Source organism: Haladaptatus cibarius D43, assembly GCF_000710615.1.
GTDB classification, from domain to species: Archaea; Halobacteriota; Halobacteria; order Halobacteriales; family Haladaptataceae; genus Haladaptatus; species Haladaptatus cibarius.
This window is the reverse complement of record NZ_JDTH01000002.1, coordinates 912,780-935,490: the sequence shown is the minus strand read 5'-3', so window position 1 is coordinate 935,490 and position 22,711 is coordinate 912,780. Positions and strand designations below refer to the sequence as shown.

At 58.0% G+C, this 22,711-nt stretch carries 21 protein-coding genes and 1 tRNA gene; 8 read left to right on the top strand and 14 right to left on the bottom strand.

Features of this window, described 5'->3' with window-relative positions:
- Nucleotides 1-116 precede the first annotated feature (116 nt).
- From HL45_RS10260 to HL45_RS10245, 5 genes are all read right to left on the bottom strand, one after another.
- Nucleotides 117-839 carry a DUF2270 domain-containing protein gene (locus HL45_RS10260; RefSeq protein WP_049971005.1) on the bottom strand — a complete coding sequence of 241 codons (723 nt, stop codon included), beginning with the start codon at nt 837-839 and terminating at the stop codon, nt 117-119.
- A 164-nt stretch (nt 840-1,003) separates the two neighbouring features.
- Nucleotides 1,004-1,234, bottom strand: a complete 231-nt coding sequence (locus HL45_RS20390) for a hypothetical protein (protein ID WP_144240060.1) — start codon at nt 1,232-1,234, stop codon at nt 1,004-1,006.
- A gap of 130 nt (nt 1,235-1,364) precedes the next feature.
- Nucleotides 1,365-5,249 carry an Eco57I restriction-modification methylase domain-containing protein gene (locus HL45_RS10255; RefSeq protein WP_049971004.1) on the bottom strand — a complete coding sequence of 1,295 codons (3,885 nt, stop codon included), beginning with the start codon at nt 5,247-5,249 and terminating at the stop codon, nt 1,365-1,367.
- Between the two features lie 270 nt (nt 5,250-5,519).
- Nucleotides 5,520-5,593 (bottom strand) — tRNA-Thr (locus tag HL45_RS10250).
- Nucleotides 5,594-5,683: 90 nt separating this feature from the next.
- Nucleotides 5,684-6,664: a class I SAM-dependent methyltransferase gene (locus HL45_RS10245; protein ID WP_049971003.1), complete on the bottom strand. Its 981-nt coding sequence runs from the start codon at nt 6,662-6,664 to the stop codon at nt 5,684-5,686.
- Between the two features lie 81 nt (nt 6,665-6,745).
- On the opposite strand from HL45_RS10245, the gene dph5 reads away from it, so the two are divergent.
- Nucleotides 6,746-7,552, top strand: coding sequence for a diphthine synthase (dph5, locus tag HL45_RS10240; RefSeq protein ID WP_049971002.1), 807 nt, complete (start codon nt 6,746-6,748; stop codon nt 7,550-7,552).
- Nucleotides 7,553-7,741: 189 nt separating this feature from the next.
- Here dph5 and HL45_RS10235 read toward each other — a convergent pair whose 3' ends face one another.
- The 4 genes from HL45_RS10235 to HL45_RS10220 form a co-directional block, all read right to left on the bottom strand.
- Nucleotides 7,742-9,862 (bottom strand): DUF7827 domain-containing protein, encoded by a 2,121-nt coding sequence (locus HL45_RS10235; protein WP_049971001.1) that lies wholly within the window; start codon nt 9,860-9,862, stop codon nt 7,742-7,744.
- Nucleotides 9,863-10,358: 496 nt separating this feature from the next.
- Nucleotides 10,359-11,117, bottom strand: coding sequence for a VOC family protein (locus HL45_RS10230; protein ID WP_049971000.1), 759 nt, complete (start codon nt 11,115-11,117; stop codon nt 10,359-10,361).
- Nucleotides 11,118-11,295: 178 nt separating this feature from the next.
- Nucleotides 11,296-11,745, bottom strand: a complete 450-nt coding sequence (locus HL45_RS10225) for a TIGR04206 family protein (RefSeq protein ID WP_049970999.1) — start codon at nt 11,743-11,745, stop codon at nt 11,296-11,298.
- Entirely contained in the window at nt 11,742-12,851 is a 1,110-nt protein-coding gene (locus tag HL45_RS10220) for an OBG GTPase family GTP-binding protein (RefSeq protein WP_049970998.1), read from the bottom strand. Before HL45_RS10220 ends, HL45_RS10225 begins: the two co-directional genes overlap by 4 nt.
- 111 nt (nt 12,852-12,962) lie before the next feature.
- On the opposite strand from HL45_RS10220, the gene HL45_RS10215 reads away from it, so the two are divergent.
- Both HL45_RS10215 and HL45_RS10210 read left to right on the top strand, forming a co-directional pair.
- Nucleotides 12,963-13,166, top strand: coding sequence for a VNG_1110C family protein (locus tag HL45_RS10215; protein WP_049970997.1), 204 nt, complete (start codon nt 12,963-12,965; stop codon nt 13,164-13,166).
- Between the two features lie 128 nt (nt 13,167-13,294).
- On the top strand, nt 13,295-13,771 hold the full coding sequence (locus HL45_RS10210) for a 50S ribosomal protein L11 (protein WP_049970996.1): 477 nt from the start codon (nt 13,295-13,297) through the stop codon (nt 13,769-13,771).
- 22 nt (nt 13,772-13,793) lie between these two features.
- Here the strand turns inward: HL45_RS10210 and HL45_RS10205 are convergent, their stop codons facing one another.
- Nucleotides 13,794-14,507, bottom strand: a complete 714-nt coding sequence (locus tag HL45_RS10205) for a hypothetical protein (RefSeq protein ID WP_049970995.1) — start codon at nt 14,505-14,507, stop codon at nt 13,794-13,796.
- A gap of 166 nt (nt 14,508-14,673) precedes the next feature.
- On the opposite strand from HL45_RS10205, the gene HL45_RS10200 reads away from it, so the two are divergent.
- The 5 genes from HL45_RS10200 to HL45_RS10180 all read left to right on the top strand — a co-directional run bounded on the left by HL45_RS10200 (nt 14,674) and on the right by HL45_RS10180 (nt 18,386).
- The gene (locus tag HL45_RS10200; protein ID WP_049970994.1) at nt 14,674-15,312 is read left to right on the top strand and encodes a 50S ribosomal protein L1; all 639 of its coding nucleotides are present in this window, start codon (nt 14,674-14,676) and stop codon (nt 15,310-15,312) included.
- A 1-nt stretch (nt 15,313) separates the two neighbouring features.
- The gene (locus HL45_RS10195; protein WP_049970993.1) at nt 15,314-16,339 is read left to right on the top strand and encodes a 50S ribosomal protein L10; all 1,026 of its coding nucleotides are present in this window, start codon (nt 15,314-15,316) and stop codon (nt 16,337-16,339) included.
- Between the two features lie 6 nt (nt 16,340-16,345).
- Nucleotides 16,346-16,675 carry a 50S ribosomal protein P1 gene (gene rpl12p, locus HL45_RS10190; RefSeq protein WP_049970992.1) on the top strand — a complete coding sequence of 110 codons (330 nt, stop codon included), beginning with the start codon at nt 16,346-16,348 and terminating at the stop codon, nt 16,673-16,675.
- Nucleotides 16,676-16,852: 177 nt separating this feature from the next.
- Complete coding sequence (locus tag HL45_RS10185; RefSeq protein WP_049970991.1) at nt 16,853-18,094, top strand: tripartite tricarboxylate transporter permease; 1,242 nt, start codon at nt 16,853-16,855, stop codon at nt 18,092-18,094.
- Nucleotides 18,095-18,146: 52 nt separating this feature from the next.
- The gene (locus HL45_RS10180; protein ID WP_049970990.1) at nt 18,147-18,386 is read left to right on the top strand and encodes a hypothetical protein; all 240 of its coding nucleotides are present in this window, start codon (nt 18,147-18,149) and stop codon (nt 18,384-18,386) included.
- Between the two features lie 22 nt (nt 18,387-18,408).
- Here the strand turns inward: HL45_RS10180 and HL45_RS10175 are convergent, their stop codons facing one another.
- The 4 genes from HL45_RS10175 to HL45_RS10160 all read right to left on the bottom strand — a co-directional run bounded on the left by HL45_RS10175 (nt 18,409) and on the right by HL45_RS10160 (nt 22,567).
- Entirely contained in the window at nt 18,409-18,789 is a 381-nt protein-coding gene (locus tag HL45_RS10175; RefSeq protein ID WP_144240059.1) for a DUF7522 family protein, read from the bottom strand.
- 68 nt (nt 18,790-18,857) lie between these two features.
- Nucleotides 18,858-20,612 (bottom strand): 2-succinyl-5-enolpyruvyl-6-hydroxy-3-cyclohexene-1-carboxylic-acid synthase, encoded by a 1,755-nt coding sequence (gene menD / locus HL45_RS10170; protein WP_049970988.1) that lies wholly within the window; start codon nt 20,610-20,612, stop codon nt 18,858-18,860.
- Entirely contained in the window at nt 20,609-21,937 is a 1,329-nt protein-coding gene (locus HL45_RS10165; RefSeq protein WP_049970987.1) for an isochorismate synthase, read from the bottom strand. The genes menD and HL45_RS10165 overlap by 4 nt, the downstream gene beginning before the upstream one ends.
- A 33-nt stretch (nt 21,938-21,970) precedes the next feature.
- Nucleotides 21,971-22,567 (bottom strand): sulfite oxidase-like oxidoreductase, encoded by a 597-nt coding sequence (locus HL45_RS10160; RefSeq protein WP_049970986.1) that lies wholly within the window; start codon nt 22,565-22,567, stop codon nt 21,971-21,973.
- Nucleotides 22,568-22,711 lie beyond the last annotated feature (144 nt).

The following is a 22,711-nucleotide window of genomic DNA, read 5'->3' as shown; positions in this document are numbered from 1 at the left end:
TCTACGCTCTGATGCGGTTTCAATTTTCGTAAAAATAGATGGCCGGTTGCGTTAGTTGTCGAACTGTTTCCCTTCGTCGTAGGGCAAGCCAGACGAATGGTAGGCACCGCCTACACTCATTCTGTTTCTTCCCTTTCTTTCCAGTCTCCCGCTTCTTCGCCGTGAAACTCCCCTTTGGCTTCCCGCTTTTGTGGCCAAAACGTGATGAGTATCAGCACGAGATAAAACACACCCACGATTCCGATCGCGGTTTCGCCCGAAACACCCGGAACCGCCGCAGTTTCGCGCCACGGTTCGTCCGGCACGAAGAGGGTTATCCGGAACAGCCACGCAACGCCCAACAGCACGTAAAGCGGGAGGTACACCCGCTTGAGGCGGCGCGAAAGCGCCTCCCGGTACGAAACCTTGAGCATCGGTTTTCGGAGGTCGTCGCTCAACTCTTCGCGCCACTCACCGAGCGTCGCGCCGACCGGATTCAGCGCGTTCGCGTAGACGTTTTCCTCGACCAGACGGACGCGCGCCCGAATCGCGTCGTATGACCGATAGCGGCGCACGTCGAACAGCAGAAACATCGAGAGGGCGACCATCCCGATGGGAATGAGATACGGCGGCACGTCGCTACTTTGGAATCCCAGCGCCAGTACGGCGGTGACGACCGCAATCGCCCAATCGACGGTCAGGTCGAGTCGGTCTAAGTACCGCCCCGACTGCGACAGCGCGCCGCGGTAGAAATGCGGCATCAGGGTCAGAAACTCCTCGCGGTTTTCCGCCGCGTCCCCGGCAACCTCCCGTGCATCCTGTTTCGTCGGGTCGAACCCGTCCTCACCCTCGTTGGCCATCGGTCAAAATAGCCGCTCAGCGTGGTTAACAGTGCGTTTCGGATACAGGAGGGAAGGAAGCGGAGCAAACTACGGGCTGTGTAGTTGCAGGGGATGTCGGCGAACAATCACGGCCGTGTTCGTCTCGGTGGAGCCGCGGCAGGGTTCGTATCAGTGTGGCGTAGTTAGAGGTATCGCTGATACTCACAACCGGTGCAGTGGAGTCGGTCTTCAGTCCGGAGGATTACGCCATGGCCGCAGCTCACGCAGACTCCTTCGAACCCATCGAAATCGACTTTTCTCGTTCTGGACTCTCGGCGCAGTTGTTCGAGCGTCGTGAGTTCCTCTTGATGTCGTTCGACTTCCTGTCGCAGGGTTTCTATCTCCTCGACTAACCGACTGCGTCGCTTCCCCATCAGTGGCCCTTCCATCGAAATCACCTACAGTGTAGGTAGGGTGTGCGAGTATTTAGACTGGTCGTAGCAGTTCATTACTTCACAGTAATAATCGTTGACGGTCTTTCGGTGTTGGAAACAGGTGGCAAATTCAGAAGACTTCCAAGTACTCCTCGATGACTTCGCGCTCGTCCTCGGTGAGGTCGAAGAGGTCGTACACAGCCTCGTCTATTTCGGCTTCCAGTTCCTCGATGCTCGTTTCCTCGATTGTCGTTCTGTCCTGCTTCAGTGCTTCCAGCAGTTCTTGAACACCCTCGGTCGTTTCTGGAATCGGAATCGCCTGTTCCTCTCCCTTCTTCATCTTCCGACCATCGACGGCGGCGTGGACGTATCTCGCTTTGAGTTTGCGCTCTTCTCTGTCACCAGTGTCCATCTGGGGTGCGGTAATCTCGTCGGAGCGACCCGCCGTGACCGCGAACCGACCATCGGTGAGTTCCTGAACGTCGGCGTTGACTGGATACCGGCGAGTCTGCCACTCGTAGTCTATGTATTCGAGATTGCCATCGAAGTCACCGAGGTAGGCTTCTGGGAAGCGCTCAGTCTTGTTCTCTAAGTTGAGAGAAGCGACAATTTCATCTGCTTTTGGTCGAATCGAATCGAACGGTTCCTTCGTACTGTCAGTGATGCAAGGAAGTTGTTCAAGATACTGTGCGCGGTACTCGTAGAAACCACCAGCTTTGACAGTAGTAATATGTTTGAAGTAGAAATCAAGGGCTTTTGAGTTCATTTGGGCGGCTATGACCTCAGTGAGTTCATCAATTTCTGGAAGAAGTTGAATACCATAGGCTGTTTTGAAGTACCAGACACCAGTGTCATCGACCATGAACCGAGCGTTTTCCGAGATGTGCGCCCCGATTGCTTTTGGCCGTTCGAATCGGTCATGGCTCTTTGGATAGATGAATCCGTACCAGTCGTCCCGGCCTTCCATTTTGCTACTTTCTCGACTTTCAAGCTTTTCCCGATGTTGTTCGAAATACTCCCAAGTGAGCGGTAAATTCTCCCGTAGATAATCTTCCGCGTACAGTTCCGACTCCAACTCTCCGTCTTCGTTTTTCGTGATATCATATGGGAGGATAACGTGTTGTCCAGACCAATCTGCCTGCCAACGCCGAATGTCTTTTCCATCAAGCCACGGTCGGAGCAGGTCTGTTTCAATCTCGTACTCTTTCTCTTCTCCCGAAGGAACGATACGAACAGTATCACCACCTTCATTCGGTTCGATTCTATTCGCGTTTAGGGGAGTAACAACATAGACCTTATTTGCGCTTGTTTGAGTTCCTGCAAATACTGAATCCGTAATTCCATCAAGTCGCTCGTTGCTTTCCTGTTCTAATTTGCGGAACACTCCCAACTCTTCTGGCGGCATCAGCGACCAGTACCCGTCGTCCAACTCTCCCTGCGGGAAGTCAAACACGTCGATGAACTCGTCGCTGTAGCCCGGTTCACCACGATGGTCACGAACGGCGGTGATAATTTGCTCGTCTAACTCCCGGCCACTGTCGTCGTCTACGTTCGCTTTCACTCGGACGCAACGAATTTCGTTCTCATTCCGGGCGTCCTCGTCCTCCTCGTCTTCCAGAATAACGATGGCAGGGTAGTTCGTCGCGTCCTCGAAGACACCGGAGTCGCGGAAGTCGTAGACCTCCTCGATGTTGGCCTCGTTCCGCATCACGTTCCGAATCCCCTCGCCGTAGTCCGTGACCATGAACTGGTTAGGGGTTATGAAGCCGAGCCGACCGGAGCCTTCGGTGAGCCACTCCAGCCCCCGCTGATAGAACGGGCAGAAGATGTCGTAGTTTCCGGTCGTGGACTCCTCGTACAGTTCGTCCAGCATCGCCTTTTGTTCGTCAGGGAGATTCTGGATACGGACGTATGGCGGATTTCCGACCACGTAATCGTACTCCATGTAATTCTTGACGACGAGCGACAGAACCGTGTCCTCGAACATCTTGAACAGGCGTCCGTCACCGTGTTCGACGCGAAGGTATCGGACAGTGTCGAGAATGTCGTTCACGTACTCTTCGAAGAACGCCTCCAATCCCTCGTACTCCCGGGTCGTGTAACGGTGAATTCCTCGTTCCAGACCGCCATGGTACTCCCACATCCCTTCGTGCATATGGTATTTCACCACGTCGAGGACGCCCTGTAACGCGGCGTAGTATTCGCCGAAGTTCCGAATCTCGGCGTTCATCTTGGCGGTCTGGTGCTTGGGCATCCGAACGCGCTGAACGAGGAACTCGCCATCGCGCTCCGATTCGTCCACCTCGTCCTCGTCAACTTCGACCGGGAGGGGAACGGGAATCAGCACGTCCTGATTGTCCTCGGTCATTGCATCGAACGTCATCTGAGTCGTGTTATCGTCTCCGATGTCGATGCCCGTCAACTCACGCTCGTTCCGAAGGGTATCGGTTCGGAAGATGGGCAGGCGTCGAATCGTGAACTCCGCATTGCTTCGCTTTGCCTCTCGATACTTCGGCAGAATCGTGACCATGAACCGAATCTGGGCCATCAGCACCGCGAACGGGTGAATGTCGAGTCCGACGATGTGCGGACGAGTGCAAAGTTCGGTGAGGTGTTTCGCCCAATCCGGGTCGTCGTGATAGCGTTCTACGTCCTCGATGTACCGCTCTATAGCCTCCACGAGGAACGTCCCAGACCCACAGGACGGGTCGATGATTCGCTCGCTTGAAACACCTACATCGTAGCCAACGCCGTCCATGATGTAGTCGATGACTGGCTGTGGCGTGTAGAACTCGCCGAGAGCTTTGCGAGTTTCCGGGTCGAAGTATCGCTGATAGAGGTTTCCGAGCGGGTCGCCTTCGATGCGAGAGAAGTCGAATTTCAGCACCGAGAAGACGATGTGCGCCACTGCGCGACTGAATCGTTCCCGTGTTGCCTGACTCACGCGAGAGACTTCGCTCCCGTCCTTCGCCACGTCACGAAATCGATTATAGGGATTCGCGTGCTGACTGGCCGTTTCTTCGCTGTACCCGTCAGTCCACCAGATGAAAATGTCGTCCTCGAACAGGCTTTCGACGAGTTGATTCCGCATATCCTCAATCATCCCGTTCGCCGCGACCGGGTACGCATCAAGACTGATTTCCCCATCGAATCCACCGAGCGCGTCAAAGTACCGCCGGAGTCCCTTGTCTGACGGGAAGAACTCATGGTCTACAGTCGCTTTTGACAGAAGGAGTCGAGCAAGGAGTGCGTGGCCGCTTTCCAGACAGAACATGAAATCCCGAAGCGACTGCTTGCCATCGATGAAGTTCTCCCATGACTTCGGAACGTCGTCCGGTTCGCTAGCATAGCTGGCTTCCCAGAAGTCGTAGGCACCTTTCACGAACTTCGCTTCTTCTTCGTCTCGAAGTTCACGAAGTAGGTCAACCATCGCGGTTACGAGGTCGGCAAACGGACTGTCCTCTTCCAACCGGAACGTGTCAAAAAAGTGTTCGCGCCCGAGTTCGCCGTCAAGTTCCACTGCATCGAGACTGTCGAGATAGTCGTTGACGCTCTCTGGGTTCGTGATGTCCCACTCCGGTTTTTCGAGGGCGGCGACGAGGTTTGCGGCGTGGCTTTCGGTCGCTTCCCCGAGCGCGATGGGTGGCATTTGCCTCTGTCCATCGCGGTCGAACAGTCGGAGTTCTTCGCCGTTCGTCAACACCCCGTAGTCTGCTTTCAGTTCGTCTACATAGTGAAACAACTGGTCGGTGTGCGCCCCGAGGTCACGTCCGGAGCTTTTGAACTCGTAAACAGCGGTAACGGATTCATTCTCATCCAGCGTCACGTAGTCGGGTCGTTTGTTATCTGGAAGTGTCCATTCACTTCGCAGGTCGTGTCCTGCACCGGAATAGCCGAGAAGCGTATAGAAATTCTCGTTCAGAAATGCGTTCTCCACATCCTTCTCGCTCATATCATCGTCAATGCGAGAAGCGATTCCGTGGAGTGCGTCGAGAATCGGCGATGATTGAGTCATGTCTTTCCAGATACAGTAATACATTAAAAAATCTCGTATTCAGGTTACAGATGCTTTCGGGTCGTAGAATTATTCTGGTTTTTACAAAGAGTCTATTGTAAGACCGCTCATTGTAATCTCGTTAAAGAAATAGCTACTCACGAAAATAGTTCACTGAAAAAGTAATCCGGTGGAGGGGGATTGTGAACCACGGTCGTTCCGCTTCGCTCTACTCCCTGATTCAAATCCCTCCACGCGAGGCTCGTTAACCTCACTTCGTTCGGTAGAAAGAGCCGGTGGAGGGATTTGAACCCTCGGCCTATTCCTTACGAAGGAATCGCTCTGCCAGTCTGAGCTACACCGGCGCGCTATGTCTTGCGACATTCAAACGTAGACACCACGGAGTGCATAAGGGTTGCGAAATGCCTGCGGGTACAGAGTTAATCTATCACGAACTACCGCGTTAATCGCACGTCCAAACAGACGTTCAGTTCGTGGGGTGCATACGACCGGACTTCCCGTTTAGTTTCGACCGACACGTCGTACTCGGGTTCCGCCGCCGCGCGGATTGCTTTCTCGCCCGGCCCGAACGGGTCGTCTTCGTGCTGAATGTCGTAGTAATGAATCACACACTCATCCTCCGCGAGGGAAACTGCGGTGTCGAGGAACTCGCCCGCGCTGTGGGGCAGGTTCATCACGAGACGGTCAGCCCAATTTTCGTACTCCGAAACCGTCTCCCGAACGTCTCCGGCAATGGCGGTTACTCGATTTTCGACGCCGTTTCGGCGGGCGTTTTCTCGAAGGTATTCTATCGCCACGTCGTTCACGTCGGTGCCGACGACCTGCGCGCCGCGCTTTGCGAAGGGGATGACGAACGGGCCAACCCCCGCGAACATGTCGAACGCCCGTTCGTCGGGGTCAACCTGTTCGGCCACGCGGTGGCGTTCAGTTGCGAGGCGGGGTGAGAAGTACACCCGCGAGACGTCGAGCGAGAACTCACAGCCGTATTCGCGGTGAACCGTTTCGGTCTGGTCGCCCACGAGCACGTCCCAATCGCGCACGCGGGTTTCGCCTTTGACTTTCGACGCACGGTTGAGCACGGTTTTGACGGGCAATTCTGACGCCACGATTGCATCCGCGATTTCGCGCGCTCTCGCTGGGTCGTCCTCGTCAACGAGCACGATGTCCCCGAGTCGTTCGTAGCTCGGGTCGAATCCGAGGATGTCGGCGGGCGTGTCCGGCGTCTCGCGGGTCGGCACGTCGTGTTCGACGACCTCGAACCCGTCCGGAACCGCGTCAGGGTCGGAAACGGGAACGTAAAGCCACCCGCCTTCGACGACGATTTCGAGGTCGTCCGGAATCAGATCGGACTCTGCGAGTTCGCGGCGCGTCGTCTCACCGCGTTTTCGTTCGATGCGCACGCAGGGCGCTTTCATACCTATTCGTTGCCCCAAGCCAGCGTTAACGCTGACGCTTCGGGTCGCGTCGTTTAAGCGTCCGACTTCCCAAAGTCGGCTATGCTTACCTTCATCGGCCTCGGTCTGTACGACGAACGCTCAATCACCGTCGAAGGCAGGGATGCAATCGCCGGCGCGGACGACCTGTTCGCCGAGTTCTACACCAGCAAACTCATCGGTGCGGACGTCGCCGACCTCGAAGCGTTCCACGAAAAGGAAATCACCGTCAGAAACCGCGCCGGTGTCGAACAAGACCCCAAGGCAATCCTCTCCGCCGCGGAATCCGGCCACGCCGTGTTTCTCACGGCTGGCGACACCATGATTTCGACCACACACGTTGACCTCCGACTGCGTGCCGAAGACCGAGGCATCGACACAAGAGTCATCCACGCCCCGACCGCGGAGTCCGCCGCGAGCGGCCTCACCGGTCTTCAAAACTATCGCTTCGGTAAGGCAACCACGCTTCCGTTCGATTACGCCCACGGCGCGGACGGCCTCCCCGCCAGCGTGACGAACGTACTGGACGACAACCGCGAGCGCGGCCTGCACACGCTCGTCTATCTCGACATCAAAGTCGGCTGGAACCCATCCGACAAAGGCGATGCGGACGCCGAAGACGAGTACATGACCGCCGACGTGGCCGCGGAGATGCTCGCCGACGGCTACGACGACGTGCTTGCGGTAGTCGTCGCACGCGCAGGTAGTCCCGACCCCCTGGTCGAAGCCGACCGACTGTCGAAACTTGCGGAGCGTGACTTCGGCGACCCGCTCCACCTCCTCGTCGTGCCGGGCGACTTGCACCACATCGAAGCGGACGCCCTCGAATCGCTCGCGGGCGCGCCGAGTGACCTGCTAACCGTCGAGTAGTTAGTTTTTGAATTTTGTAGAATAGCGTCGTGGTGACGAATCGGTTTTACAAAATTGTGGTTTCCCGCCGAACTGCCGTTTTTGCGCGGGACAGTCACGAGTTTTAGTATCGTTGGATAGCGCTGTCGCTCATCGATTGAGTGCGCGAAAGAAGGAATTAGTTATTCGAAGTCGGACTGCGTGTCCGATTTAGTTCTCTCGGCGGAGCGCGAGGAGCGCTGCGGCGAGGAGTGCGACAACGGAGATTGCGACACCGAAGCCAGGCTGACCATCGTCGTTGGACGTGGTGTCCTCACTGTCGTCGGTCGACGTGGTGTCTTCACCGTCGTCCGTACTGGACGTCGTCGTGGTGTCCGTGGTGTCAGACGTGGTGGTCGTCGTCGTGGTCGTCGTGGTAGTGGTCGTCGTCGTGTTGTCGTCGTCGCCGTCCTCTTGCATGTCGGCGTTGACCATACCGTTGATTTCAGTGTCGTCTTGGTGGTTGATGACGTAGGCGGTGAACTCGGTACCGTTTTCGACACCCTCCGTGTCGAAGTCGTAGTCTGCCGAGAATGTGCCGTCGTCGTTAACCGTCACGTCACCGTTCTCTTTGTAGAAGACGCCGCTGGATGCGACGACGGTGAGTTCCGTACCGGGGGCGAGGTTGGTTTCACCCGCGATGGTACCGTTACCGAGCGGAACTTCGAGGTCTTCGCCGTCGTTGAGCGTCATGGACTTCTTTTCGTAGGAGAAGGTGCTCGAGACGCTTTCGTCCTCGCCGTTACTGTTGAGGACGTAGTCGTCCTGAACCGTGAACGTTGCTTCCCATTCACCGTATGGATCGTCTTGGTCGTCCGCGTTGTTGAGCGCGTTCGCGTCAATAACTGCGTAGAACGTGCCGTTTTCGCCGTCGGTGACGATGTCGACGTTCGAGAAGTCAACGCTGTCAGCGTCAGTGTTCGACTCAATGTTGCTGCCGGTTTCCGTGATCTCCATCGACATGTTGTTCTCTTCGAACGTGCCGGTGTCGAGCGCACCGTAGATACCGGTTGCGTCAACCTTGAGGATCACTTTGTCGTCGCCGGCGACGACGTTACGCTGCGTGACGGTGTCCGTCACAGTGGAAACATCCTCGGTGTTGATGTCGATGTCAGCGGGCTGAACCCACGTCTGTATCGAGTCGGTCGAACGGTCGTTGATGTTGAGCGTGGTTCGGTCGGTTGGGCTTGCGACAACGTCGTAGTTCGAGTTGTCAGTCGATTCCCATCCGGTTACTCCAGCACTCAGAACGTAGTTGTTCGACGCAATCGGTTCGCTTTCGAGGGTACTAGCATTCTCGTATTCGATACTCGTACCTTCTGCCGCGGACACGTAGTTACCGTCGTTGGTCTTGAAGGTGTTCAGGTGGAAGCTCGCTTTGCCGTTGTCGTTGGTGTCTCGCACTTCGACGTTGACTTGGAAGTTGTCTTCTTCGTAGTTACCAACCTGCACGTATGCCGTGTCGGTGTTTTCGAGGTCAACCGTGATGTTAGAGATGTCACCGCGGGCAACTGACGAGACATCGTCAAAGTTTGCCTCTTTGTCACCTGCTTCTTCGACGGTGATGTTCTCGGAGACTTCGACGTCCGAATCGTTCACCTTGAAGGTGAAGTCGTGGTCGCCAGTCTTGACACCGGAGAAGTCGGCGGTGATTTCGCTGGAAGATTGCGCGTTAAGGACAACGGATTCGCCGTCGGTGTGGTTAGCGTCCCACTGGCTGCTGTCACCGAAGATGTCGTAGAGCGTCTTCTGCTCAAGATCGTCGGAGGAGACGGCGACTTCGTAGTCTGGTCGGTCAGCGTCCACGTCAAGCGTGGTTTCTGCGTCAGGACCGTCGTTCACAACGGAGTCGTCATCGAAGCTCGCTTCGAAGTTGTGCGAGATGACTTCGAGAATGCCGTTCTCTTCCGTGGCAGCTTTCGAAGCTACACCGTCGGAGAAGGTGAGAACGTCACCCTCCGTCGTGGTGAGAGCGTATTTTCCGCTGAAGTCGCCCAGACTGAACGTTGCCGTGTTGTCGCTGTCAAGGCTCTGAACGTCTTTCGGGGCGCTCAGTTCGAGGTTACCGTTAGTGTTGTCCTCGACTTCGCGGATCTGTACTGCGTCAATTTGTGCGCCGCTGCTGTCGTTAACGTCTGTTGCGTCGATCCACAGCGTCTGACCGCTGTAGTAGGTTCCGGGCGTGCTCAGATTGTTACTGGCCGCACCAGCCGTTCCCGCGAACGCGGTTGCGCCGGCGAAAACCGACATAACCATAAGCGCGGTGAGGAACAGGCTGCGAACCTTTGTCATATTTCCTGTCATGCTTTCTCGTTAGTTGTTTCTTGGTCGGCGACAGTTCTTTTCCCACGACCACTTTCGTGATTTGTCCAAACCGGAACCACACCGGGATGAACGCGGTACTCCATCTGCCACCATGGGTAGGGGGTACAGAAAGAACGTAAGCCCGTTGTTATAAATGCTTTGTGGTCTGGAACGGGGTGTTATCCACTCATACCCCGGAATTTACGGAGTACCGGATTCGATGGGGATTCGACGGAAGGTTAATGAAATTGAACTTAATCGATTTGTATTGACAGTTTCGCTCGGAGTAAGGGGACATTAACGAACAGATTCACAGTTCCAGTCTTTAAGTGGTAGTGAAGGAACGAACCAAATGAAGACATGAATTATAACCGATTATGAACGCAGAGAGTCAATGAAATCTATCTGGTAAATCGTCGTTTTTTGCGGGGTTCCCGGTAAAAATTGCTGATTCGAGTCGGTTCCGAGAAATCGTTGTTTTCGCTCAGTTGCGCTCGATAACTTCGATTTCGTGGCCGTCTTGGTCTTTGGTGAAGGCGTAACGGTCGTCACAGGACTCGGGGTCGCGGTACTCCTCTGCCTCGCGCTCCATCAGCGTCTCCCATCCGTCGTGGAGGTCGTCCGCGCGCACGGCGAGATGGCCCCACGCGTCGCCCAGCTCGTAGCTTCGGCCGTCGTAGTTGTACGTAAGTTCGACCGCCATCGCCGCTTCGGCGGCGTCTTCGGGCTTCATGAAGTAGTTGGCGAACGAATCCGATTCCCAGCGGCCGGTGTGTTCGTACTCGAACTTTCGCGTCCAGAAGCCGAGCGCTTCGTCGGCATCCTCCACGCGAATCATGGTGTGGTCGATACTCCAGCGCGCGCCGTGGTCGCGTTGGACGATTTCGATTTCGTGTCCATCCGGGTCTTTTACGAACGCGTAGCGTCCGCCACAGGAATCGGGGTCGCGGTAATCTTCGACGCCCGCATCCATCAGTTCCTCGTAGGCGTCGTACACGTCCTCGACGCGCACTGCGATGTGGCCCCACGCGTCGCCCAACTCGTAGCTTCGGTCGTCGTGATTGTAGGTGATTTCCAGCAGGGCACCGTCGTCGTGACCGTCCTCCGGGCCGAGGTAGACGTTGGTGAACGTGTCGGCCTCCCATCGACCTTTCTCCTCATAATCGAGGTGTTCGCCGTACCAGTCGAGCGTTTCGTCCAAATCCGCTACCCGCATCATGACGTGGTCGATTATCCCGTTCATACGTGAGAAACCACCCTCTCGGGGGCGAAAAGCGTACCGCTCGCGGAAGTTCCGTTCGATTTCCTGATGAATGTTCTGGCCACCCTGTCCAATTCATCTTGATTTTCCGTCGCGTGCGTGCGCGAGAGCGCGCATTGGATTAACAGTCGTTATCCGCTATCTACTACTGGACTATCTGCTACCTACTCAGCGCACCGCGCAGGTCGGGCCAATGAAACCACCAAACGACGGCGAACACTGCGATTGGGCCAAGTGGGACGACCAATCCGCCATACGCGACGAATCGGAAGACGAAGTTCAATTGGGTCACGCCCGCCAGAACGAGGAGTCCACCGGTTACCCGTCGATCTTCGACTCGCCCCGAAAACGCGCTTACGAGCGCAAGTAGATAGAAGAGCACGCTTAGCGGCCACGCGAGAAGTTGCGGCGGTAATCCGACGGTCAGGACGAACAGATACTCCGGAAGCGTCGTGACGTGCAGTGATGCAGGGTTCACCAATCCCCACGGAAAAATCAGCGTCGTCCCGCTCGGCGCGACGAGAACCACCCACGGGAGTGCGAACAGCGATAGCAACACGAGGCGTCGAGACGTGGCCAAATCGGAGAGAGAACGCGACAGAAGCCTCACTTCCGGAGAATCATCCGAAGCACGTCTTCATCGGCAAGTTCGTGTTCCTTCCCGACCTGTTGTTCGTCGTGTTTCGCACTCGGGCCACTGACGCGCGCGAATCGGAACCGTTGGCGCATGTCGCCGCCGAGTCTGTCGAACGAGTCTTCGATGGTACTCTCCTTGGGGAGAACGAGCGGTTCGTCGTAATCGACACCACGACCCGGTTTATCCATGTAGATTCGCATCAGGCCGAGTTCGTCCCAGATTTTCTCGCGCAGTGCATCCAATCCTTTCTCCTTTTCCGCGCTGATGAACACCGCTTCGTCGGGGTCGATATCGTGGTCACGTAGGTCGGCTTTGACTTTCTCGGCGTAGTCGGGTTCGATGAGGTCGACCTTGTTCACCGTCACCATCGACGGGATGTACTCGCGGTTGTCCATGATACCGTCGAGCAGGCGGTCGATGTCCATCTTCTCCCGAAGCGTCACGTTTGCGTTCACGTACCCACGCTCGCGGAGAATTTCCTTGATGACGTTCTCGGAGAGGTCTTGGTCAACGCTGGACGTGACTCTGATCCCACCTCGTCCTTTCTTCGCAATCGAGATGCTCGGTGGGGTAGAATCCAGCCGAATCTTGTTCTCGTACAACTCCTTGCTGAGCCGTTCGTACTGGTCGATTTCGAAGACGGAGAGGACGAACACCACGAGGTCTGCGGCGCGGACGACGGAGAGCACTTCCTGTCCACCACCGCGTCCGTGGGCCGCACCTTCGATGAGTCCCGGCACGTCGAGCAGTTGGATGTTCGCACCGTTGTACTGCAACATGCCCGGATTCACGTTCAGCGTCGTGAACTCGTATGCGCCGACTTCGCTCTCTGCGGCGGTGAGCGAGTTCAACAAAGTCGATTTGCCGACGCTCGGGAATCCGACGAAGGCAACCGTCGCGTCGCCCGTTTTCTCGACTGCGTAGCCTTCGCCACCGCCAGCAGAGGACTGGTTTTCCAACTTTTCCTTTTTCTCCGCGAGTTTCGCCTTCAGCCGTCCGATGTGCGACTCGGTGGACTTGTTGTACGGCGTGTTGGTTATCTCCTCGCGGAGTGCTTCGATTTCCTCCTCCAGTCCCATTAGAAACACGTCAGCCGTGATTGCCGAAAAACTTGTTCCTTCGCGTCAACGGGAAACAGCCGATGGTTTCGGTACGTTAATACGTTTCGGCCATCGTAACGACTATACGTAATGCCGGATCCTGCCCGCCTCCGCGACAGCACTCAAATCGTCCTCCCCTGTGACGCACTCGGTGAGATTCGACGCGAGTTGGAGCGGCAGTTCATAGTCAGCATCGTTCCGCTCGGAGAAGAGTACTGCCGTGTCGTCGGAAGTCCGGTCGAAATCAAGCAGGCGAACAAGTTTCTCGGACGACACGGCGTAAGTCTGCCCTAACCCACATCGTTTCTTCTTACTCCTCGTCGGAAGCGAACCCACCATTCGATGATGAAAAAATTTCTACGAACCGCTTCCGAACGCCCGAAAAGGTAATCCTTAAAACTCCAGCGAGATTTCGTTCGGGTATGGCTGATACAATCGAAGTCCTCGTACCCGGAGGGCAGGCCAACCCCGGCCCACCGCTCGGCCCGGAACTCGGCCCGACCGCGGTCAACGTGCAAGAAGTCGTCAACGAAATCAACGAGCAGACTGCTGCATTCGACGGCACGGAAGTGCCCGTCACCATCTCCATCGAGGAGGACGGCAGTTTCGACCTCGAAATCGGTGTCCCGCCGACGGCGGCGCTCATCAAGGACGAGGCCGGATTCGAGACGGGCAGTGGCGAACCCCAGAAGAACTTCGTCGCCGACCTCTCCATCGACCAAGTGAAAACGATTGCGGAGCAGAAACACCCCGACCTCCTCGCCTACGACACGAAGAACGCGGCGAAGGAAGTCGTCGGTACCTGTGCGTCACTCGGCGTCACCGTCGAAGGCGTGGACGCGCGAGAGTTCAAAGCGAAGGTCGATGCTGGCGAATACGACGACGCGCTCGAAGCCTAATCCGGGTTTTTCCGTTTTCAAATCAGACGAATAGTAAGAGCAGCGTGTAGCTTCCCGCTCCGAGCGCAAACGACCAGAAACGGCTTTCGCGCTCCTCGGGCAGTTCTTCTTTGATGACGTTGAGGATGACGCCACCAGCCAAAAATGCGAATAGAGTGTTTACCACGGCTTCATCGACTTCCGTCGCGTTTCCGATGGCCCAGCCGACGATGACTGCCCCGGCGAGCAGCCAGCGTCCGAGTCGGTCGTAGCTATCTTCGTGGAACTCCCGAAGTCCATAGTCGTTCACGACGAAATGGAGGCCCATTGCGACGGCATACAGCATGAGATTTACCGGTCCCGGTTGCTCCCGATGGACGAGCAGATAGCCAATGAGTGCGTTGTACGCGGTGAACGTTCCGATATGGAGCCAGAATATTTCGTCGTCGGTTCGTTTCCCATCGGCTTCTCGTCCGGACTCGCGCGCGAGGACTTCCAATCCGTAGAACAGCGAAAATCCAATCAGCGCGACGATGTAGACGTGTCGTTCGAGAAAGCCGACGAATAATGGGACGGACGCGAGCACCGTCCCGCCTTCGAGTTCCGGAAGGAGGTGGACGAAGACGTAGGCAACCGACGCGCCGCCTGCTATCGAGAGCCACCGACTCCGTGGAGTCGCGCGGAACGACTGTACGTTTCCAGTCACGAGATGCACCAGCGCGAGGAGGAGCGCCAACAGACCCGAAAGGGACACCATGTGGAGTGTACTGGTTCGATAGCACGCCTCAAACCGGTGTCGGCGACTACCACGATGCGTACTGGTTCGACGGGTTTAAGTTCGACATGCGTCAATTTCCGGTGAGACAGGCATCGCCTGTTTCACTGACCCGTAGGAGCATTCCTGCGTACTACGGAGGTGAACGATGGCAGATAATGAGATAGAGCAAGCAGTCTCTCGCGCACTCGAGGACGCACCTGAGCGGAATTTCCGCGAAACGGTCGACCTCGCGATTAACCTGCGCGACCTCGATTTAAACGATCCGTCGAATCGTGTCGACGAGAGTATCGTACTCCCGTCCGGAACTGGACAAGAAACCCAAATCATCGTGTTCGCGGAGGGCGAAACCGCCCTCCGCGCCGAAGACGTCGCCGACGACGTTCTCTCAGGCGATGAGTTGGAAGAACTGGGTGGCGACGACGACGCCGCAAAAGACCTCGCTGGTAAGACCGACTTCTTCATCGCCGAAGCGTCGATGATGCAGGACATCGGTCGATACCTCGGTACCGTCCTCGGCCCGCGCGGTAAGATGCCGACACCGCTTCAGCCCGACGACGACGTCGTCGAAACCGTCAACCGGATGAAAAACACCGTCCAACTTCGAAGCGGTGACCGACGCACGTTCCACACGCGCGTCGGCGCGGAAGATATGTCCGCGGAGGATATCTCGGACAACATCGACGTTATCGTCCGGCGTCTTCACTCCAACTTGGAGAAAGGCCCGCTCAACGTCGACACCATCTTCGTGAAAACGACGATGGGACCGTCCGTGGAGGTGGCCTAAGATGTCCGCAGAACGTAAGACCGAGACGATTCCGAAGTGGAAAGAAACGGAAGTCGCTGAGCTGACGGATTTCGTCGACAACTACAGCAGTGTCGGCGTCGTCAACATCACCGGCATCCCGAGCAAACAGCTCCAGAATATGCGCCGCAGTCTCCACGGTAGCGCGGAACTCCGCGTCAGCCGAAATACGCTGGTAGAGCGCGCACTGGACTCGGTCGGTGACGGCTTCGAAGACCTCGAAGAGTACATCTCCGGACAGGTTGGCCTCATCGGAACGAACGACAACCCGTTCGGTCTGTACAAGGAACTCGAAGCGTCCAAAAGTCCGGCACCGATTTCGGCGGGCGAAATCGCCCCGAACGAAATCACGATTCCGGAAGGAGACACGGGCGTTGACCCCGGCCCATTCGTTGGTGAACTCCAGCAGGCCGGTGCCGCCGCACGGATTATGGACGGCTCCATCCACGTGACCGAGGACAGCCTCGTCGCGGAGGAAGGCGACGAGGTGTCGTCGGAACTGGCGAACGTGCTCGCCGAACTCGGCATGGAGCCGAAAGAGGTCGGACTTGACCTGCGCGCCGTCTATTCGGACGGCGTGATGTTCGAGTCGGACGAACTCGCCATCGACGTGGACGAGTACCGCGCAGACGTCGAGCGAGCGGCCGCCTTCGGTCGCAACCTCTCCGTCAACGCGGTGTTCCCGACCGAACAGACCGCACCCCTGCTCGTCTCGAAGGCGACTGGCGAGGCCAAGAGCCTTGGTCTTCAAGCCGCCATCGAAAGCCCGGACCTCGCTCCGGATCTCGTGAGCAAGGCGGACGCGCAAGTTCGCACACTGGCTGCACAAATCGACGACGAAGAGGCACTCCCCGAGGAGCTTCGCGGAATCGAAGCGCCTGCCGCGGGCGGTGCTGACGAAGAAGAATCGACTGACGAAGAAACAACTGACGCCGAGCCTGAAGACGACGATGACGACGACGAAGACGAAGACGCAGGCGGAGAAGGCCTCGGCGCAATGTTCGGATAACTACCAATGGAATACGTTTACGCTGCACTCATCTTGAACGAATCGGGCGAAGAACTCAACGAAGAAAACCTCACCAACGTCCTCGACGCCGCTGGCGTCGATGTCGAAGAATCGCGTGTCAAGGCGCTCGTCGCCGCACTCGAAGACGTCGACATCGACGAGGCCGTCGAACAGGCCGCCGCTGTTCCCGCCGGTGGAGCCGCTGCAGGCGGTGCTGCAGGTGGCGACGAGGGTGGCGACGACGAAGCCGAAGAGGAAGAGGCCGCTGAAGAAGAAGAAGAAGACGACGAAGACGACGAAGCAGACGGCGAAGGTCTCGGCGAACTCTTCGGTTAAACGACGACACCACACCGGTCAGACCAATTTTTCTTTCGTGTGCGAATCGAGTTGGAGAGCGACCGCGTAGCCGAGGGCTACGCAGTCGCCTTTTTCCGTAGTCCGAACGACAGCCATCGCCACGACCGCCACCCGCCCACGAACGTTTAAATACGAACATGGAACCACTCCGGGTCGATGGAGGTGTTCGGAACGCGGTTGGTGGTTGCTCCGGCGATGACGGTAACGACGCTCGCGTTCGTTCTTGGAGGCGTCACGCTCGGAACAATCAGCGGGCTGACGCCGGGAATTCACGTCAACAACCTCGCCTTGCTGCTCGCGTCGGTCGCTCCGGCGGTTCCCGGGCCGCCGGAACTCGTCGGTGCGTCGATGCTGGCCGCGGGCGTCGTTCATTCGTTTCTCGATGTCGTGCCGACGCTCGCGTTGGGGGTTCCCGACCCCGTGATGGCGGTGTCGGCGCTCCCCGGCCATCGACTCGTCATCGAGGGACAGGGCCGAGAGGCGATTTGCCTCTCGGCCCTGGGAAGCGGTCTGGCGGTTGCGTTCGCCGTTCCACTCGCAATTCCCGTGACGGAACTCATGACCACGGCGTATCCGTTCGTCAGGGAAAACATGCCGTTCGTCCTCGCCGGAGTTGCGGGATTTCTCATCGTCACCGAGGCCACGATGCGCGGGCGAGTCGGCGGCCTCGTTTCTTTCTGTTCGAGCGTGCTACTCGGCGTCGTGACGCTCGACCTGTCGCCCGCCGCACCGCTGGACGCGGGCGGCGTGCTGACCCCGCTCTTTGCCGGGTTGTTCGGTGCACCCGTCTTGGTCGATGCGATGGACGGAGCAGGCGTGCCAAAGCAGTCGTCGGCGACCGTTACAACTCCACGGCGGGACGTGGGGCAAACCGCGCTCGCGGGTGCGGTCGCTGGCGCAATCGTCGGCTACCTACCCGGCGTTTCGAGCGCGATTGCGGCGGTCATCGCGCTCGCGCTCGTTCCGGGGCGAACCGGCGGGCGAGGTTTCATCGTAGCGACGAGCGGCGTCAACACGGCGAACACGGTTTTTGCTTTATTTGCACTCGTCGCCCTCGGTACGCCCCGAACCGGCGTGATGGTCGCACTTCGGGAGACGAATACACCGCTTCATCTGCCGACACTGTTGGTCAGTGTCGCAGTCGCCGGAATCGTCGGATTCGTCCTCGTTCTCGTGCTGGGTGATACGTATCTCGAAACGGTCGGACGGATGGAGTATCGAACCCTTTCATTCGGCGTTCTTTCTTTGTTAGTCGTGGCCTCGTTCCTGTTCGCGGGAATCGTCGGCATTGGCATCTTCCTCGTGAGTATTCTCCTCGGTCTGCTTCCTCCACGAGTTGGCTGTCGCCGGGTACACCTGATGGGCGTGTTGATGGGGCCGCTCGCGCTCGGAACCTGATAAACGAAATTCGACCACGAAACTTTTGCCGGAGGGTTGTCAACCCACCTGTATGATTCCCCAGTTCGGGTCGGTTTCCCTATTCGAATCGGTTCCGCTGTTCGGCCCGATCCCCGGCGGCATGGAACTGTTCGTCATTTTCATCATGGCCCTGATGCTGTTCGGCCTGCCGCTCACCATCTTCGGCGGACTGTTTGTGGCGCACAAACGTTCGAAGGAGGACATGGAGGAACTCAAACGAGAAGTGTCGGAGCTGCGTGAACAGGTCGAAACGAAAGACCGAGAGCGATGAGGTGACGTCTGAAGTTTTGGGACTACTGACCCATCACGTCGAGACAGTGGCCGACGAACGTGTTGTGAACGGCGAACACTTCGCTGTCGAGCGCGACCGCGGTTCCGCAGGCTTCGCCGTGAATGAAATGCATTTCGACGGCGTCGTCGAAACAGCGAATCGTGCAGTCGAGCGAACCATGGATGTAAAGGTCTTCCTGATGGGCCTTCTCGATAGCTTCGAGGCGCATATCACGGAGAACATCCGCACGTCCTCGTTCGTCGTATGCATCGGCAACGTCGTCGCGGATGTACAGTAAATCCCGTGCGTCGTCGTCGTAGTACAGTACGCTTCGAAGGTGGTCACCGACTTTCTCCCGCAAAAACGTAACTAACTCTTTGGATTCGGTAACAGTTCCAGTCATACAGACCATCCGTCTGGTTTTTCGCTGGACAATATCTTTAATCTTGCCGCGATTATCTTCGGTGAAAATTAGTCTGATAGTTCGTGAACGACGGATTTTTGTAACGACTCGCGCGTTCGATGGCTCGCTTCCGCATCAGTCACGACTTCGATGACCTGTGTTCCCGTCCGGTCGATGGATGCCCGGAATCGCTCACAGAACGCCGAAAGCGACTCCACGCGGTCGAAATCGAAGTCATAGAGTTCACCCGTCGCCTCGAAATCGAGTCCGTGTGGCGTTTTGAACTGGCCGGTGAACGGCGGGTCGAACGATTCGATGGGGAGCATATGAAAGATTCCCCCGCCATCGTTGTTGATTTCCACGATGGTCGCATCGACGCCACAGCGCGCGAGCGCGAGCAGTCCGTTCATATCGTGGTAGTAGGCAACATCGCCGGTCACGAGAACCAGCGGGTCGTCGGTGGCGCTGCCCGCCCCGAGCGCGCTACTGACGATGCCGTCGATACCGCTCGCGCCGCGGTTGCCGAGGACGGTTACGTCGGCCGAGTGCGGTCTTCCGAACCGATCGATGTCCCGAACCGGCATGCTGTTCGAGACGAACAGGGTCGCCGGGTCGGGGAGGAGTTCGGCAACCGAAGCGAGGACACCACCTTCGAAGTGGGCATTCGATTCCGCGACCGATTTCCAGTGGCACGACTCCGCGCGCCCGAAGCGGGATGTCCACGTCTCGTCGGATGGGTCTCCTCCCGCGAGTTCGCCCGCCAATTGGCGGGCGAACCGCGTCGGGTCGGCTACAACGAGGTCTGTCGCGGTAAACGTCGCTTCGCGCCATCCGCCCGCGGAATCCACGAGGTACTGCTGTACGTCGGTTCGTTCGAGATAGTTCCGCAGAACCTTCGAAGTCGGCGAGGCTCCGAATCGCAGGACGACATCCGGATCTGGCCAGTCCTCGGTCACTTCCGGAACGAGATACGAGTCGTATCCCCCGATGACGGTTCTGTCGTGGCCGAATCGATGGCCCGACAGTGGGTCTGCAAGAATCGGAAACCCGGTTTCGTCGGCCAACTTCGCAAGCGCGGTTCGTGTCGGCGTCGGTGCGTCGGCGGGGCCTGCAATCAGCAGGCCCCGCTCCGCATTCAAAACGGGTTCGGCGATGTCCGCAAGCCGTGCGGAATCCAGTTCGGGAACGCCCTGCGACACCCGAACGAACGGGCCGTCGCGTCCCGACGCCGCGAATAATTCTTCGTCCTCGAAATTCTCCGGCACGTCGCCAGAAACTTCGGTCGGTTCCAGCGGTTTCCGGAACGGGAAGTTGAGATGCACCGGCCCCGGTGGCGTTCCGGTGGCCGACCCGAGCGCGCGGGCGGTCGTCGTCCGGAGATACCGCAGTTTGCGCGCGTTCGCCTCGGGTTCCGCGAGGTCTGCATACCAGCGAACTGCATCGCCGTACAGTTTCTCTTGGTCAACGGTCTGATTCGCGCCGCTGTCCCGCAGTTCCGGGGGCCGGTCTGCGGTGCAGACGAGCATCGGCACGCGCGCCCTGTCGGCCTCGATTATTGCAGGGTGGAAGTTCGCCGCCGCGGTTCCTGAGGTACAGACGATTGGCGTCGGTTTCCCCGTGCGCTTTGCCCGTCCGAGCGCGAAAAAGGCGGCAGACCGCTCGTCCAAATGGGAGAACACTTCGATGTCGCCGTGAGTTGCAAACGCCACCGTCAGCGGCGTCGAGCGACTACCGGGAGCGAGACACACCGCGTCGATGCCCGCCTTCGCTAACTCGTCTACGAACGTCTCGGCCCACAGCGTATTTCTGTTCGGATGGTTCATTCGAGTTCGTCCAAAATCGGGAGGAATTTCAACTGCACTTCGTCCCACTCGTCGTCCGGGTCGCTGTCGGCGACGATGCCGTTGCCGCCAAACAGGGTCACGCGCGATTCGGCGGCGACGCCGGAACGAATCCCGACAGCGAACTCGCCGTCGCCGTTTGCGTCGAACCACCCGACCGGCGATGCGTACCATCCGCGGTCGAACGTCTCCGTCTCGCGGATGGTTCGTTTGGCCATTTCAGGCGGCAGGCCGCCGACCGCGGGCGTCGGGTGAAGTGCTTCGACCACCGACAGAACGTGTTCGTCGCCGTCGAGCGTCGCCGAAATCGGCGTCTGAAGGTGTTGGATGTTCGAAAGTCGCTTGACCTGCCGATTTGCGACGATGACGGACGATGCGAGCGGTTCGAGTCCGTCATGGATGGTTTCGGCGACGAGTTCGTGTTCCTCGCGCACTTTCTCGCTTTCGGCCAGCAGTTCGGCCAGTTCGTCGTCCTCTTCGGGTGTTTCGCCTCTGGCAATCGACCCGGCGAGGGCCTCGGTTTCGACCGTCTGACCGCGGAGCGAAACGAGTCGTTCCGGCGGCGCGCCGAAAAATCCGCCCGCCGTCGTGGGTTCGAAGAGGAACCGGTAACATTCCGGGTAGGACGTTCGCAGTCGTTCGAGCGTGTCCGGAACCGCGACGGGGTTTTCCAGTTCGACTTCGAGCGCGGTTGCGAGAACGACTTTCTGTAGTTCGCCAGCGCGGATTTGCTCGGTTGCTTGTCGAACCTGTTCTCCCCACTCTTCGCGTGCGGTGGTGTGACGAGTCGATTTCACGCCGGGAGACTCCTCGCGCGGGCGCATTCCCGGCAGTTCGTCCAGTTCGGCCCGCAGTTCTGCCAACGTTGCTTCGACTTCGTCGGGTGTCCTGTTGCGGGCGGAAACCGTGAGCCACGTCTCCGTCTCCGTTCGGGTCAACTGGATTTCGGGGAGGACGAACTCCGCGCCGGGGAAGCCATTCCATGGCGGAGTCGGTTCGTGTTCGGCGTGAAACGAAAACCCGCCGAAGAGGCGGGGACGGGTTGCTTCAGTCCCACCCTCCGTATCGACCGAGGCGAAGCAGTCGCTCGCTTGGTCGCGGATGGTCTCGAATCGGTCGGAACCCTCCGCCGTAACGCGAGCGACAGCGCCACTCGCGGCGATTTCGAGTCCGTCGGGTGTCGTCCAGTAGATTCTCGGTGCCGGCCGCCCGGCGAGAAACGCGCGAAACGAAACGTCGGATATTCGGCAGGTTCGGGTTACGAGGGAACTTCCCGCCGACAGTTGGCCGTCACGGTGCGGTGGCATTGAAAGAGAACTCAGGAGCGATAACCCTTCAGCCTAACTATATCGCTCCTCATTCCATGGATTTGCAGTGTTGGAATAACCTCGTCTCTCCCAGTATCCTCGTTTCGGCTCGGTGAGAAATTCGGCTCCGTCCACCCATTTCGCCCCTTTGTAGGCGTATTTGTGCGGCGTGAGTACCCGAAGGGGGCCGCCGTGTTCGCGCGGAAGCGAGTCGCCGTCGAAATCCCAGGCGAACAGCACCTCGTCACGCATACAGTCGGCAAGCGGGAGGTTCGTCGTATAGTCGTCGAGCGCGGAGAACATGACGTGAACTGCGTCGTCTTTCACGCCTGCCAGTTCCGCGAGCGTGGTGAACGTGACGCCGGTAAACTCGCAGTCGAACTTGCTCCACCCCGTGACGCAGTGAAAGTCCTGTTTTTGCGTTTCGCTCGGCAGGTCGCGGAACTCGTCCCACGAGAAGGAGAGTTCGTCTTCGACCGCACCAGTTACCGAAAATTCCCACGTCTCGGGGTTCCAGTCCGGCGTGCTTCCCTTGGAGAGGACGGGAAATTTGTTCGTCTCGCGCTGTCCCGGCGGCAGTCGCTCGCCGTCGAACTCTTCGTGGAGATGTGTAACGTCCGTACTGCTCATAAGTGGACACAGTAGGCGCGAAACCGTCAGTGTAACGACTGCGGAGAGTGGTACGAGAGCAGGCGGAATAATCTCGATTACGACGCGAGAAAGCAGCCCTTATTCTCGCGTAATCGCCGTATCGTAATTCGGCACGTCAGTACT